Source organism: Campylobacter concisus (assembly GCF_003048905.1).
Lineage (GTDB): Bacteria > Campylobacterota > Campylobacteria > Campylobacterales > Campylobacteraceae > Campylobacter_A > Campylobacter_A concisus_V.
In genome coordinates this window covers 894,606-908,404 of the sequence record NZ_PIRO01000001.1, presented here as the reverse complement: position 1 = coordinate 908,404, position 13,799 = coordinate 894,606, and the positions used below count along the sequence as shown (strand labels likewise).

At 38.9% G+C, this 13,799-nt stretch carries 15 protein-coding genes; 10 read left to right on the top strand and 5 right to left on the bottom strand.

Translation table 11 applies throughout. From position 1 onward, the window contains the following. Positions 1–65: 65 nt before the first annotated feature. From CVS95_RS04685 to CVS95_RS04660, 6 genes are all read left to right on the top strand, one after another. Positions 66–722: a thiol:disulfide interchange protein DsbA/DsbL gene (locus tag CVS95_RS04685; RefSeq protein ID WP_107695744.1), complete on the top strand. Its 657-nt coding sequence runs from the start codon at positions 66–68 to the stop codon at positions 720–722. 8 nt (positions 723–730) lie between these two features. Beyond that, a complete protein-coding gene (gene dsbI / locus CVS95_RS04680) occupies positions 731–1,351 on the top strand; it encodes a protein-disulfide oxidoreductase DsbI (protein WP_087578143.1) in 621 nt (206 codons plus the stop codon). Between the two features lie 45 nt (positions 1,352–1,396). Beyond that, positions 1,397–3,046, top strand: coding sequence for a sensor histidine kinase (locus CVS95_RS04675; protein ID WP_107695743.1), 1,650 nt, complete (start codon positions 1,397–1,399; stop codon positions 3,044–3,046). A 1-nt stretch (position 3,047) separates the two neighbouring features. Then, positions 3,048–3,728, top strand: a complete 681-nt coding sequence (locus tag CVS95_RS04670) for a response regulator transcription factor (RefSeq protein ID WP_021090255.1) — start codon at positions 3,048–3,050, stop codon at positions 3,726–3,728. A 90-nt stretch (positions 3,729–3,818) separates the two neighbouring features. Beyond that, entirely contained in the window at positions 3,819–4,388 is a 570-nt protein-coding gene (locus tag CVS95_RS04665) for a hypothetical protein (RefSeq protein ID WP_107695742.1), read from the top strand. Positions 4,389–4,480: 92 nt separating this feature from the next. After that, on the top strand, positions 4,481–5,215 hold the full coding sequence (locus CVS95_RS04660; RefSeq protein WP_107695741.1) for a hydroxymethylpyrimidine/phosphomethylpyrimidine kinase: 735 nt from the start codon (positions 4,481–4,483) through the stop codon (positions 5,213–5,215). 3 nt (positions 5,216–5,218) lie between these two features. Here CVS95_RS04660 and CVS95_RS04655 read toward each other — a convergent pair whose 3' ends face one another. Genes CVS95_RS04655 through purM form a run of 3 tightly spaced genes read right to left on the bottom strand, consistent with a single transcriptional unit; the run spans position 5,219 to position 6,883 of the window. Then, positions 5,219–5,641, bottom strand: a complete 423-nt coding sequence (locus CVS95_RS04655; RefSeq protein WP_107695740.1) for an RDD family protein — start codon at positions 5,639–5,641, stop codon at positions 5,219–5,221. Between the two features lies 1 nt (position 5,642). After that, the gene (locus CVS95_RS04650) at positions 5,643–5,900 is read right to left on the bottom strand and encodes a hypothetical protein (RefSeq protein WP_103618825.1); all 258 of its coding nucleotides are present in this window, start codon (positions 5,898–5,900) and stop codon (positions 5,643–5,645) included. Further along, the gene (gene purM / locus CVS95_RS04645; RefSeq protein WP_107695739.1) at positions 5,900–6,883 is read right to left on the bottom strand and encodes a phosphoribosylformylglycinamidine cyclo-ligase; all 984 of its coding nucleotides are present in this window, start codon (positions 6,881–6,883) and stop codon (positions 5,900–5,902) included. The genes CVS95_RS04650 and purM overlap by 1 nt, the downstream gene beginning before the upstream one ends. A gap of 80 nt (positions 6,884–6,963) precedes the next feature. Between purM and coaE the strand changes: the two genes are divergently transcribed. Further along, on the top strand, positions 6,964–7,560 hold the full coding sequence (gene coaE, locus CVS95_RS04640; protein ID WP_107695738.1) for a dephospho-CoA kinase: 597 nt from the start codon (positions 6,964–6,966) through the stop codon (positions 7,558–7,560). A gap of 47 nt (positions 7,561–7,607) precedes the next feature. Next, on the top strand, positions 7,608–8,351 hold the full coding sequence (gene dapF / locus CVS95_RS04635) for a diaminopimelate epimerase (protein ID WP_107695737.1): 744 nt from the start codon (positions 7,608–7,610) through the stop codon (positions 8,349–8,351). Positions 8,352–8,584: 233 nt separating this feature from the next. On the opposite strand, the gene rplT is transcribed toward dapF, so the two are convergent. Then, positions 8,585–8,941, bottom strand: a complete 357-nt coding sequence (gene rplT, locus CVS95_RS04630) for a 50S ribosomal protein L20 (RefSeq protein WP_004317321.1) — start codon at positions 8,939–8,941, stop codon at positions 8,585–8,587. Positions 8,942–9,040: 99 nt separating this feature from the next. Beyond that, a complete protein-coding gene (gene rpmI, locus CVS95_RS04625; protein WP_021090212.1) occupies positions 9,041–9,232 on the bottom strand; it encodes a 50S ribosomal protein L35 in 192 nt (63 codons plus the stop codon). Between the two features lie 201 nt (positions 9,233–9,433). Between rpmI and CVS95_RS04620 the strand changes: the two genes are divergently transcribed. Both CVS95_RS04620 and metE read left to right on the top strand, forming a co-directional pair. After that, positions 9,434–10,930 (top strand): C69 family dipeptidase, encoded by a 1,497-nt coding sequence (locus CVS95_RS04620; RefSeq protein WP_084109778.1) that lies wholly within the window; start codon positions 9,434–9,436, stop codon positions 10,928–10,930. A gap of 535 nt (positions 10,931–11,465) precedes the next feature. Further along, on the top strand, positions 11,466–13,739 hold the full coding sequence (gene metE, locus CVS95_RS04610) for a 5-methyltetrahydropteroyltriglutamate--homocysteine S-methyltransferase (RefSeq protein WP_107695736.1): 2,274 nt from the start codon (positions 11,466–11,468) through the stop codon (positions 13,737–13,739). Positions 13,740–13,799: the final 60 nt, after the last annotated feature.

Genomic DNA, 13,799 nt, shown 5'->3' with positions numbered 1-13,799 from the left:
CGTTAAATTTGCGGTTGAGCTTGGTTGTAGAATAACTCAAAATAAATCATCTAAAGGAGATTATCATGAGTTTTCTATCTAAATTTAGCAAGGCTATCTTTGCTGTTGCGGTGGCTGGAGCGATCAGTGCTAGTGCATTTAGCGAGGGTGAGGACTACGTCAAGCTTGAAAAGCCACTAAGTGTGGGACAAAATACGCTAGTTAAAATTTTTAGCTACGCTTGCCCATTTTGCTACAAATACGACAAGAGCGTCACTCCAAAAGTAGTTGAGAAAATCCCTGGACTAAAATATGAGCCATTTCACCTAAAGACAAAGGGCGATTACGGCGAGGTTGCGAGCAAGGTCTTTGCCGTGCTTATCGTTATGGACGAGGCAAAGGGAGTGAGCTTGTTTAATGAAAATTCGCTATTTAAAAAGGCTAAATTTGCCTACTACAAAGCTTATCATGACAAAAAAGAGCGCTGGAGCGATGGCAAAGATGCTGAGGGCTTTTTAAAGACTGGACTTGATGCAGCTGGCGTTAGTAAAGCAGACTACGAAAAAGAGCTAGCTAATCCAAAAGTGACTGAGCTACTTAAAAAGTGGGACGAGAGCTATGATGTGGCTAAAATTCAAGGCGTGCCAGCATTTGTCGTAAATGGCAAATATCTCATCATGACAAAATCAATCAGCTCGCTTGACGGCATGGCAGCACTCATCGAAGAGCTTCTTAAAAAATAAGGCGCCACATGAGCTTTTTTAAAAAAATGGCTAAATTTCAAGACTCACGCATCTCTTGGGCGATCTTAGTCTTTGTAAGCGTTGCACTTGTCGTTATCGCGCACTCGCTCTTTCAAAACTACGCTTATATGCCTCCTTGCGAGCAGTGCGTCTATATACGTTTTGCCTTTTTATGTATGGCGCTTGGTGGCGTGATCGCTATGATAAACCCAAAAAATTTACTCTTTGCTCTAGTTGGCTACGTCTTTGCCTTTTGGGGAGCGGTGCAGGGCATAATGTATAGCGTAAAGCTAGCTAAAATTCACGATGCGGTGCATGGCGATGATCCTTTTGGCGTGCAGGGCTGCTCGACTGAGCCACACTATCCATTTGGTTTGCCGCTTGAGAAGTGGGCGCCTGACTGGTTTATGCCAACAGGCGACTGCGGATATGACAGCCCTATGGTGCCTGATGGCGTGGTGCTAAGTGATTTGCAAAAGAGCATAGTTGATCTTTATGCGGACGGCTGGTATCTTGTGCCGTCGTCTAAATTTATGTCGATGGCTGATTGCACGCTGCTTGGATTTGGTGTTTGTTTTGTAGTGCTTGCACTTATGCTCGTTTCAAAGCTTTTATCCTTTTTAAAATGAATTTAGTTAGCCCAAATTTGGGCTAACTTAGGATATACTGCACGCATGGGTATTAATTTAAAATCACAAAATATTAAAATCTACGCCATCATCTTGCTTGCTAGCCTTTTTGTAATACTTCTTGGGCTAAATATTTACAGCAATGCAAAAGAGAAAATCATAGAGCTATCTGATAAAAATAACATAGCAGTCAGCAAAAATATCGTAAATAACTTTCAAATTTGGCTTGATGAACGTATAAATTCACTCATTCGTGCGTCAAAATTTATACAAAATGCAGGCATCGTAGATGACGATAAAAAGATAGCTGGCTTTATAAAGCTCTTTAAACAAAACGCAAAAGAATTTGATCTAATGCAGCTTTTAAGGGATGATGGAGAAATTTTTGTAGATGGAGAAAAAATTTTAGAAGAAGTTATGCCAAAGAGCGAAAGAGCAGGGCTTATCTGGTATGTTGAGACAAAAAATACAAATGCCCCAAGCGTAAATTTCATGCAAAAACATAAAATTTTAAAAGGCTCAACTCTAAATTTATGCGTTCCAGTCACAAAACAAGCGAAATTTAAAGCAGCACTTTGTGGCGTCGTGCGTATAGAAAATATCTTTAATAGCATTAAAAATTTTAGCCTTGCACCAAATTCTTACTCATTTTTAGTAACTCATAGCGGTGAAATTTTAACATCGATACCTGATCTTGTTTTAAAAAAAGAGATCGAGGAGAAATTTAAAGAGTTGTTTTTAAAAGATGAAGACATTACAAGCTTAAAAATAGGACAAAATTTAATCCAAGTAGCTGAGATACCAACGATAAATTGGTTCATAGGAGCTGGCACAAATAACGAAGAGGAAATTTCGGCCTTAACAAAAGAAGCTTTAAAAAATGCTCTAAGCTTGCTCTTTGCCTTCGTTGCGCTCACATTTTTGGCAAATATTCTTCATAATTTTATGTATAACAAGATAAAAAAGATACAAGATGAGTATGAAACATTGCTAACTCATAGAGCCAAAATGAGTGAGGCTGGCGAGCTAATAAGTGGTATCAATCATCAATTCATTCAGCCAGTAAATTCGCTAAAACTAATGCTAAGCTCGTGCATAATGTTAAAAAAAGAAGGCAAATTAAGCGATGAGGAGCTAATAAATTTACTTGAAAAAGGGCAAAGCTCGGTCAAACTTCTTTCAAGTACTATTGAAATTTTTAGGAATTTTTACAAAAGCGCTGAAAATGTGAGCGAATTTGAGGTGCAAACAAGCGTTAAAAACCTAATAACTCTCATGCACACAGAGCTAAGCCGTGCAAATGTTAGTGTAAAATTTAGTGGCTTTAACGAACAAAAAGTTCGTCAGATAGAAAATATAATCCAACAAATTTTGCTAATCCTAATACACAACGCAAAAGACTCACTTGTCGAAAGTTACAAAGATGAGCCACTAAAACGTATCATCGAGATAAAATTTAGAAGCTTTAAAGATAAATGCTACATCGGAGTTTATGACAATGGGAATGGCGTAAGCGAGCAAATGAGCGAGAAAATTTTTACTTGGCTAAATACCACCAAAAAGCAAGGAAATGGCATAGGGCTTTATTTTGCTAAAAAGCTAGCACAAGAAAAGCTAAATGGTGATGTAAGGCTCGTAAATAACGCAAAGCCAACGGTGTTTGAGCTAAGTTTTGATATAAATTTAAAGGACTAAAATGCAAGAAGTCTTAGAAATTTTAAAAAAGACGTCCGTCTTGGTAGTTGAAGATGATGATATGGCAAGAGAGCTTATTATTAGCGGGCTTAAACCTTATTGTGAACAGGTAATTGGTGCTTGCAATGGACAAGATGGCGTGGAAAAATTTAAAAAGCAAGGCTTTGATATTGTGATGAGCGATATTCACATGCCAGTGCTTAATGGCTTTGAGATGATGAATGAGATGAAACGTACAAAGCCGCACCAAAAATTTATCGTCTTTACCTCTTATGATAGTGATGAAAATTTGATAAAAAGCATGGAGGAAGGGGCGATGCTTTTTTTAAAAAAGCCTATTGATATGAAGGATCTTAGAGCAATGCTTATTAGTTTAAGTTTTGAACGAGATGAAAAGCTAGTTTATTTAAGCGATGAGGTGAGTATAAATTTAAAAAGAGAGAAAATTTATAAAAACGGCATTGAAATTTATCTTAGTTTTTTGCAAAATAAGATATTTTGGCTCTTTGCTTATAATCTAAATAAGCTAGTTACTTATGAGATGATAGAAGAATTTGTCTATGAGAGCGATGTTAGCAAGGCGGCTATCCAAAATGTGATACTTCGTCTAAAGCGTGAGCTTGGTGTGAAATTTAAAAATATCAGTGAGAGTGGATATATTTTAATCACAAAATCTGAATGATTTAGAATTATCGCTACCTTGTACCATAGTACAATATACAAAAGTAATTAAATATACTAAAATACCGACAAATAAAAATAAGGAATAAAGATGGCAGCAGTAGCTGGTATAGTTAAAAGTGTTTCATCTGATGTTATAGCGATAGACCAAAATGATCATGTAAGAGTTTTAGACGTAAATGATAAAGTATATATCGGAGAGGCTATAAAGGGCGAGAGTGAAAGCTCAAGCATTACAATCACTGCAAATGATGGACAAGATATATCAATAAACGGATACGATACTCTTTGGCTAGACAGTAGCGTAGTAAGCGATGATGTTGGCGAGTCTAGCATAGATACTGACGCATTGTTTAAAGCGCTTCTTGGCAATGATTATGTATCGATTTTAGATCATATAAATGAAAAAGTAGATGATATCCTTAGTGCAACCAATTTAGAGCAAGAAGAGCCAAATGATGAGGCTAGCGTAAATATTAGTTTTAATGAAATAGATCCAAATTTAGCAAATGAGCATGGATTAAGAGAAGATGATCTTTTAGCTAAAATGAATGAACATAAAGAGAGCGATAAGCAGGTAGATCCTAGCTTTGAACATACAAATCTTAACGCAACTACGATATATATAGATATCGATAACGACTTCAATAAACTTTCATAAATTTGAGCTTTTTGCTCAAATTTCTTCTGTTTTAAAAAACTCAAATTTATATAATATCCTCTATAATAAGCTAAAAATTTCAAAGGAAAACGATGAAAAAAATTCTAATCATCGCAGGCTCTTGTAATAGTGGCACAGCTGGGCTTCAAGCAGATATAAAAACATGTGCTAGGTTTAATTGTTATAGTGCAACAGCGGTAACTTCTTTGGTCGCTGAGACTACGGATGCCGTAAAAAGCGTGGTTTGCTTAGAGCCTAGTTTTGTCAAAGATCAGCTAAATACGCTTGCGGAAGAATTTAGCTTTGATGCGATTAAGATAGGCATGTTATTTAGTGAGGAGATCATGGAGGTGGTGCGTGAGTTTTTACTAGCTCAAAATACCAAAGTAGTGCTTGATCCAGTTTGCGTCTCAAAAAGCGGACATAAGCTTATAAAAGATAGTGCGGTGGCAAAACTAAAAGAGCTAATGAGCTTAGCAACGGTAACTACTCCAAATTTAGATGAGGTAAATGTACTTTTTGGTGATGATTATAAAGATTTGCCTTGTGATGTTATCGTAAAGAAACATATCAGCGAAGATAGCAGTATAGACACACTTTATAAAAAAGATGGTTCGCTAAGAAATTTTAAGACCCCACTTGTTAATCCGCTTGTAATGAGTGGAACTGGTTGTAGCTTCTCAACTGCACTTGCTTGCTTTTTAGCAAAGGGCAAGAGCTTAGAGGAGTCTATACAACTTTCAAAAGAGTATATTTGCTCTATCATAAAAGAGAGCATAGATACAAAACTTGGTAAAAATCGCCTACTTTGGCATGGAGCGAAGTAAAATTTATCCCTCTGATCTTTGCACGGCAGCTGAGTGAGTGATGATGTCGTGCAGATTTAGTTTATCTTTTCTAAAGAAACAAAGGCAAAGTCCAAGTATGCTAAAGCCAGCAAAGGCAAAGCAAATTTGGCGCAAGATGGTGTGAAAAAAGCTTAGTTTTCTACCGGTTTTTAGGTTTATTAGATAAATTTCTTGTGCTTTGTAGCCTGGAGTTTGTGCTTTTATGCTAAAAAAAAGGCACATTATAAGTGAGATCAAGCTATTTGCACTAAAAATAGCAATTTGGTTATGCAAAAACGCCTCTTTGCCATCAAGCACAAGATATGTTATCGCATAAAATATCGGCATACCGATGATAAAAAGATCGATAACGAAGGCCTTTGCTCTAGCCCAAACAGGTGCGATTTTTGCCTTTTGCTTTGCCAACTCAATTTCCTGTATTTATGTAGATACGGCTAAATTTCTCCCAGTCGTATAGATAGACTAGGTTGTCACTCTCGCCATTATCATGCGTGACGCAGAGCATAGTAGAGGCACGTGAGACTTTGCACCAGTGATTATAGAGATCAAGTTTTTTGATATCGCTTTCTAGTACACCAAAACAGCCTATATATTCATAAATACTAAGATCAAAAAAGCTCTTATTTTCGGTTTTTAGCAAGCATTTTTTGCTATTTTCTTGCATTAAATTAGCTCTACACCTTTGCCATTTACTACTTCGCCGATCACGTAGCCATCGCTGCTAGCTAGGACAGCGTCAACGTTTTCTTTTGGCACAACTAATATCATACCAACGCCCATGTTAAAAGTCCTCATCATCTCGCTTTCTTCTACTTTTTGAGCGAGGATTTTAAAAATTTCAGGCGTTTTTACAGCACTTTTTTGCACCTTCGCACCAAGTCCAGCAGGAAAGACTCGAGGTAAGTTTTCAACTATGCCACCACCGGTGATGTGAGCCATTGCCGTAATCTTATCTTTTAATCTTAAAAAGTCGCTCACGTAAATTCTAGTTGGCTCAAGAAGCACGTCGATAAGCTTTCGCTCACCTACTTTTTCATCAAATTTTAGTCCAAGCTCGCTAACTACTTTTCTTGCAAGAGAGAAGCCATTTGAGTGCAGGCCGCTACTTGGAAGCGCGACTAAAACGTCACCAGATTTTACAAATTTGCTTCTGTCGATCTCATCAGCCTCAGCGATACCAACGGCAAATCCAGCAAGGTCAAAGTCGCCTTTTTCATACATCGATGGCATCTCGGCTGTCTCACCGCCAATAAGTGCGCATTGCGCCTTTTTGCAGCCATTTGCGATGCTTTTTACCACCTCTTTGGCACTCTCTATCTCAAGCTTTGCTGTCGCGTAGTAATCAAGGAAAAAGAGTGGTGTAGCGAAGTTGCAGATGAGATCATTTACGCACATTGCGACTAGATCCTCGCCCACACCGTCAAATTTCTTAGCATCAATAGCTAGGCGAAGCTTCGTGCCAACGCCATCAGTCGCTCCCAAAATGGCTGGATTTTTATATCCGCTTGGTAGTCTGACCGCTCCTGAAAATGACCCAATGCCACCTATAACGTTTGGTGTTTGTGTAGACTTTACGAAAGGCTTTATCGCCTCAACAAAGCTATTTCCAGCATCTATATCCACTCCAGCATCTTTATAGCTTATCATCTTTGACCTTTTTTGTAATTTTTTAAAACTTTAGCCAAAAGTTGCTAAAATTGTCATCAATTTTCAAAAATGGAGCGAGTTTGCAGAAATTTCCAAACGCCTACGTCATCACAGGCTCGATCGCTAGCGGCAAAAGCACGGTTGTAAATTTACTAAAAGAGCGAGGTTTTAGCGTGATAGATGCGGACCTCATCGCTCACGAGCAGCTTGAAATTTGTAAATGTGAGATAGTGGAATTTTTTGGAGAGCAAATTTTAGATGAAGCTGGCAAGATCGATCGTCAAAAACTTGGTGTCATTGTTTTTAATGATCCAAAAAAATTAAAAATTTTAGAGCAAATTTTGCATCCAAAGATAAAGGAAGAAATTTTATCTCGCGCTACGAAGCTTGAGTGCTTGGGGCAGGTTTATTTTGTAGATATCCCTTTATTTTTTGAAAAAGAGGATCGCTACGCTGAGTTTAAAAATATAGCTGTGATCTATGCGCCAAAAGAGCTTTTGCTAAGCCGCTTAATGAGCCGAAATGGTCTAAGTTTAGAAGAAGCAAAAGTAAGAGTGGAGCTTCAGATGGATATCGAGCAAAAGCGAAAAAAAGCAAATTTTATAATAGATAATAGTGGCGATAAAGAAAATTTAGAGCAAGAACTAGAGAAATTTCTAAGGCAAATTTGTGGCTAGTTTTATATAAATTTGGCAAAAAGTAGAGCAATTTTAAAGGAAAAATAATGCAAGTTTCAAAGTACAACGCTAGTGGCAATGATTTTGTCATATTTCATACATTTTTGAACAAAGATAGAAGCGAGCTAGCAAGGCAAATTTGCAGCCGAACGAACGGCGTGGGAGCTGATGGGCTCATCGTGCTTTTGCCTTACGAAAAGGGCGTGAAATGGGAGTTTTACAACAGCGATGGAAGCTACGCTGCGATGTGTGGCAACGGCTCGCGTGCGGCTGCTAGATATGCCTATCTAAACGACCTTGTAAGTTCAAGCGAATTTGCTCTGCTAACTGGTAGCGGCGAGGTGATGGCAAATGTGAAAGGTGAGTGCGTCGAGGTTGTGCTAACAAGTCCAAAGATTTTAAGCGAGCCATTAAATGAAAACAGCAAAACTTGGTATTTTTACGATACTGGCGTGCCACATCTTGTAAATTTCACACAAAATTTAGAGGAATTTGACGTCAAAGAGTGCAGGGCGCTTCGTCAAAAATACAATGCAAATGTAAATTTAGCCAAATTTGAGGGCGAAGTTTTAAAGGTGAGAACCTACGAAAGGGGCGTGGAGGACGAGACGCTAGCTTGTGGCACTGGCATGGCGGCTTGCTTTTACGGCGCTACTTTAAATTTAAACGCAGCGCAATGCCTAAAAGTCTATCCAAAAAGCGGCGAGGAGCTTGGTCTTAGACTAGAAAACGGCAAAATTTTATTTAGCGGAGCGGTGAAACACTGTTTTGATACGAGTATTGAAATTTAGCTTTTAGGGTGAGTTTTATACTTGCTCTTGGCTAGTTTGGCTATTAATGATAAGCAAATTTTTCAAATTTATATTACTAAATTTGCACCTAGCTGATGAGGTAAAATTTTATAGTGGCAATTATTTAAATTTTGAATACAAAATAACTAATTAAAAAACTTAAAAATAAATTTTGATAAAAATTTGATAGTAATTTAAAAAAAGAAGATCTCCGCCGAAGCGGAGAAAAGGTGTTATTTCAAAGCATCTTTTGCTTGTTTTGCAAGTGCCGCAAATGCCTTCGCGTCATTCATAGCTAGATCAGCTAAAATTTTTCTATCAAGTTCGATCTTAGCTTTGTTTAAGCCGTTGATAAATCTTGAATAGCTAATGTCGTTTAGTCTGCAAGCTGCATTGATACGAACGATCCATAAACGTCTAAAATCACGTTTTTTCTGACGTCTGTCGCGATATGCATAAACTAAACTTCTCTCTAGTTGCTCTTTAGCTTTTCTAAAGTGTTTATGTCTAGCACTGAAAAAGCCACGTGCTAGCTTTAAAACTTTCTTATGGCGTCTTCTTCTAACTACGCCTGTTTTTACTCTTGCCATATTTATCCTTTTACAAATTGGCGCTCACTAAGTGAGTCTTGCCCCTAAATTTGGGGGAGTTTGAATGACTTTTTGTCAAAAACTTAAATCTACGCTACTTTATACGCCGAGCATTTTGCGAACGGCTGAGACGTTTGTGCTATCCACATAGTGTGGGCCACGAAGGTCTCTCATACGCTTAGTAGGTTTTTTTGTTAAGATATGGCTTCTAAAAGCAGAGCCTCTTTTTATCTTATTTTTACCTACTTTAAAGCGCTTAGCAGCACCGCGAACGGTTTTCATCTTTGGCATGCTAATCCTTTTTGAAATTTTATACGCAATTGCGTAAGTTTTGGATTATAGCGAAAAATCCTTTAGAAAATTTAAATTTCACTTAGGCAAAATTTGCAATAAATTTACATTTAACTTAAAAAAGTTTTAAAATATGGAACTAATTTATTAAATTTGGCGTATAATCACATGAAGAAATTTTATTTTACTAAAGGAGTAAAAATGAAAGGCAAAATTATTGCATCAATCGTCGCTATGAGTGCGATTTTAGGCACAAGTAGCTTGGCATGCACTACTATTTTAGTAGGAGATAAAGCTTCAAACGATGGCTCTATGTTAGTCGCCAGGAGTGCAGACAGCAAGGCTGTAAAGGCACAAGTCTTTTTAATCCATCCGGCAAAGAAAAACCAAACTGGCATGCATAGCTCAAAAGCCCATGACGGCGCAAATGACTTTACATATCCGCTTCCAAAAGATGGTATGAGATATACAACTGTTGCAAATTCGCACACAAAACTTCATGGAGCAGTTGGCTACAACGAGGCAGGGGTTGGACTAAGCGGCACTGAGACCATTTACGCAAAAGATGAGCTTTTAAAGATCGACCCATATAATGAAGAGAGTGGCATCACCGAGGATGACATCCCAGACGTGCTTTTGCCACGTATGAAGAGTGCAAAAGAGGGCGTTAAGCTTCTTGGCGAGATAGTAGAGACAAAGGGCGCTGGAGAAGGCTTTGGCGTGGTATTTATCGATGCAAACGAGCTTTGGTACTTTGAGACAGGTACAGGCCATAAATGGATCGCTTCAAAGATCCCACAAGATGAGTACTTTGTCACTGCAAACCAAGGCAGACTTCACGCTTATAAAGAGAATGATCCAAATTTCATGGGCGCAAAAGATGTTATCAAATTTGCGATTGACAACAAAACTTACGACCCTGCAAAAGATGGCGAATTTAACTTTACAAAGGCCTATACAAGGGACGATGAGAGGGATGTGACCTACAACTACCCACGCGTTTGCTGGGTTCAAAGCATGTTTAACCCAAGTCTAAAACAAGACTTCGCCGATGGTCAGAAATTTCCAGTATTTTTAAAACCAGAGAAAAAACTAAGTGTTGAAGACCTAAAAGCTGCGATGAGAGCCCACTACAACGGCACTGCGTTTGATAACTACGCCAGCAAAGATGAAGATAAGAAAAACGTCTACCGCGCTATAAGTGTCTTTAGAACATACGAGTCTCACGTCATGCAGGTGCGCCCATGGCTACCAAAAGAGATCGGCCGTGTGACTTACGTAGCTCTTGGCATGGCTGATCTTAGCGTTTATTTGCCGTATTATGAGGGGCTTGATGGCTTTATAAAAGGTTACTCAGATGGCTCTTATGACGCTGATGATACTTCGATATACTGGGTTTATAGAAAGCTTCAAACACTTGTGATGACCGATTATGAGAAGTATTCGCCAGTGGTTAAAGAGGCTTACGCTAAATTTGAAAAAGAGTTGGCGGTAAAACAGGCTAAATTTGAAGATGAGTACGTAAAGCTTTATAAAAAAGATAAGAAAAAAGCGGACAAACTCCTAAATGAATTTAGCCAAAAGACAATGCAAGAGGCAAAGGATCTAACTCAGGAGCTTACAAACAAAGTCTTTACTATGCTTACAGCTGATATGGACGCTAAGCTAAAATCTCTAAATAAAGGCAAAAAAGACTAAAAACTCTGGGCGTGAAATTTAGTAGCGCCCAAACTTTAAACAAAAATTTGGCAAAGAGCGTTTATAATGCGACAAAAATTCACTACAAAGGAAAAACGCTGATGCCTTGTCCCATGCATAAAGCTCATTAATCTCGGCAAAAAACATATCAGCGATTTTCAAAAAACACGCAAATTTTTAAATGATTTTACATTTTTTCACATTGATATAAATCCATTTTTACTAGCAGGTCCGCTGCATTGTAACTGCATTTTTAATAGCAAAGCTAAGCAATGCCTGAAATTTGGCAAGGATCTTTTCAGTAGGGTTTTTTATAAATTTTACTTTAGTTTAAGAAGAAGTGGGTGTCATCCACCGCGTGTGAGGTGACACAGACTTGTGCGCAGCGCAACAACATTGAACGTGCTGGGGTTTGGGTCGCAGGGATAAGGGGGCGGTTTCGTAATTCTAGCCCCCTTGCACCTGCATAAAAATATTCAAAGTTGCTGTGCTTTGCACAGTTTTAATTAAAAATAGAAATTTAAAAAGGATAAAAATGATAAAAAGTTATGTTTTAGGTTTTCCAAGAATCGGAGAGAAAAGAGAGTTAAAGCGCGCGTTAGAGGGCTTTTGGGCTGGTAAAGAGGGCTTTAGTGAAGAAAATTTGCAAGAGACTGCAAAGACACTTCGCCAAAGACACTGGAAATATCAACAAGACGCTGGTATTTCGGCTATTAGCGTTAATGATTTTTCGTTTTACGACCTAATGCTTGATAACATCATCGCTTTTGGCGCGACACCTCCAAGATTTGCAAATTTAAGCGGCTTAGAGCAATATTTTGCTTGCTCAAGAGGCAACAAAAATGGTGTTGCGATGGAGATGACAAAGTGGTTTAACACAAACTACCACTACATCGTGCCAGAGCTTAGCAGCGAGAGTAAATTTAGCCTAAAAGCGGACAAAATTTTAAATGAATACAAAGAGGCGAAGGCTAACGGCGTAAAAGGCAAGGTAAATTTGATCGGTCCTATCACATTTTTGGCCCTTTCAAAGACGACTGACGGCAGTTGCCCATTTAAGCACCTTGACGCGCTTGTAGGCGAGTATAAAAAGCTACTTGAGCAAATTTCTAAGCTTGATGATGAAATTTTAGTGCAGTTTGACGAGCCGATCTTTGTAACTGACAAAAATGAAAGCGATCTTTTGCCACTTATCACAAAGGTCTATAACGAGCTAACAGGCGTTGCTAGCAATATCAAAATCGTATTTGCGACATATTTTGAGCATGCGATTAAAGCAGTTAGCGAAGTGGCTAAAACTAAAATTTACGGCATCGCACTTGACTTCATCCATGGCAAGAGAAATTTCGAAGCACTTGAGACTATCAAAAACAGCCATTTGACGCTATTTGCTGGCGTGATCGACGGCAGAAATATCTGGAAAAGCAACATCGATGAAAAAGTAAAACTTGTTCGTGAAATTTCAGAGAAAATAGGCGGCAAAGACTTTTACATCGGCACTTCGTGCTCGCTTCTTCACGTACCATACACGCTAAAATATGAAGAGAATTTAAACCCTGAGATCAAAAGCTGGCTAAGCTTTGCGGTTGAGAAGCTTGATGAGATCAAGATCATCACAAAACTAGCAAACGGCGAGAAGCTAAATGAGGCTGAAGCTAAAATTTACGAAGAGAACAAAAATGCCGTTAAAACTCGCGCCACTTCAAAGCTCATCCACTCTGAAAGCGTTCAAAAACGTATCAAAAATTTAAGCAAATTTGAGCGTGACGAGAAATTTGAAGATCGCATCAAAATTCAACGCGAAACACTAAAATACGGTATCTTACCAACAACAACGATAGGTAGCTTCCCTCAGACTGTTGATCTTCGTGTACTTCGCCAAAATTTCAAAAAAGGCGAGATCGACGCGGCCGCTTATGAAGCTGGTATCAAAAAATATATCGATCACTGCGTGAAATTTCAAGAAGATATCGGCCTAGACGTGCTAGTACACGGCGAGCCAGAGAGAAACGACATGGTCGAGTACTTTGGCGAGCAGATCAGCGGATACGCATTTAGCCAAAATGGCTGGGTACAAAGCTACGGCAGCCGCTGCGTCAAGCCACCACTTCTCTTTGGTGACGTAAGCCGCCCAGAGCCGATGACTGTTAAGTGGATGAAATACGCTCAAAGCATCACAAAACACGTAATGAAGGGCATGCTAACAGGTCCTGTGACTATGCTAAACTGGAGCTTTGTGCGTGACGATCTGCCAAGAAGTGAAGTGGCAAAACAGCTTGCGCTTTGTATCTATGACGAGATCGCAGACCTTCAAAATGTAGGCATCAGAGTGATCCAAGTCGATGAGGCAGCGTTTAAAGAGGGCTATCCACTAAGAGCTGAAAATATCCCAGCTTATGAGAAATTTGCGGTTGATTGCTTCAAGCTTTCAGTAAGCTCGGCTGAGGCAAAAACTCAGATCCACACGCATATGTGCTACTCTGAATTTAACGATATTATTAAGACCATTGAAGCAATGGACGCTGATGTTATCAGTATCGAAACTGCAAGAAGCGGCAACGAACTACTTAAAATTTTCAAAGCCGTTGGCTACAAACAAGAGGTCGGACCTGGCGTTTACGACATCCACAGCCCACGTGTGCCAAGTGTTGAGGAGATCGTCGCTCAGATCAAAGCTCTACTTGAAGTCTTGCCAAAAGAGCAACTCTGGATCAACCCAGATTGTGGCCTAAAAACTAGAAAATGGGAAGAGGTCGAGCCAAGCCTTAAAAACATGGTAGAAGCCGTCAAGATCGTAAGAGGTCTATAATACAAATTTTAGCGTCTAGCAAGCCTAGGCGCTAAACTCCGTTTAAATTTCAAAAAAAGT

What these genes read in the sequence shown, in the direction of transcription:
- CVS95_RS04660 (WP_107695741.1), top strand. Translation starts at nt 4,481, where the DNA reads ATGAAAAAAATTCTAATCATCGCAGGCTCTTGTAATAGTGGCACAGCT.
- CVS95_RS04620 (WP_084109778.1), top strand. Translation starts at nt 9,434, where the DNA reads ATGAAAGGCAAAATTATTGCATCAATCGTCGCTATGAGTGCGATTTTA.
- CVS95_RS04685 (WP_107695744.1), top strand. Translation starts at nt 66, where the DNA reads ATGAGTTTTCTATCTAAATTTAGCAAGGCTATCTTTGCTGTTGCGGTG.
- CVS95_RS04665 (WP_107695742.1), top strand. Translation starts at nt 3,819, where the DNA reads ATGGCAGCAGTAGCTGGTATAGTTAAAAGTGTTTCATCTGATGTTATA.
- CVS95_RS04675 (WP_107695743.1), top strand. Translation starts at nt 1,397, where the DNA reads ATGGGTATTAATTTAAAATCACAAAATATTAAAATCTACGCCATCATC.
- dapF (WP_107695737.1), top strand. Translation starts at nt 7,608, where the DNA reads ATGCAAGTTTCAAAGTACAACGCTAGTGGCAATGATTTTGTCATATTT.
- CVS95_RS04670 (WP_021090255.1), top strand. Translation starts at nt 3,048, where the DNA reads ATGCAAGAAGTCTTAGAAATTTTAAAAAAGACGTCCGTCTTGGTAGTT.
- CVS95_RS04650 (WP_103618825.1), bottom strand. Translation starts at nt 5,900, where the DNA reads ATGCAAGAAAATAGCAAAAAATGCTTGCTAAAAACCGAAAATAAGAGC.
- rpmI (WP_021090212.1), bottom strand. Translation starts at nt 9,232, where the DNA reads ATGCCAAAGATGAAAACCGTTCGCGGTGCTGCTAAGCGCTTTAAAGTA.
- metE (WP_107695736.1), top strand. Translation starts at nt 11,466, where the DNA reads ATGATAAAAAGTTATGTTTTAGGTTTTCCAAGAATCGGAGAGAAAAGA.
- dsbI (WP_087578143.1), top strand. Translation starts at nt 731, where the DNA reads ATGAGCTTTTTTAAAAAAATGGCTAAATTTCAAGACTCACGCATCTCT.
- purM (WP_107695739.1), bottom strand. Translation starts at nt 6,883, where the DNA reads ATGATAAGCTATAAAGATGCTGGAGTGGATATAGATGCTGGAAATAGC.
- rplT (WP_004317321.1), bottom strand. Translation starts at nt 8,941, where the DNA reads ATGGCAAGAGTAAAAACAGGCGTAGTTAGAAGAAGACGCCATAAGAAA.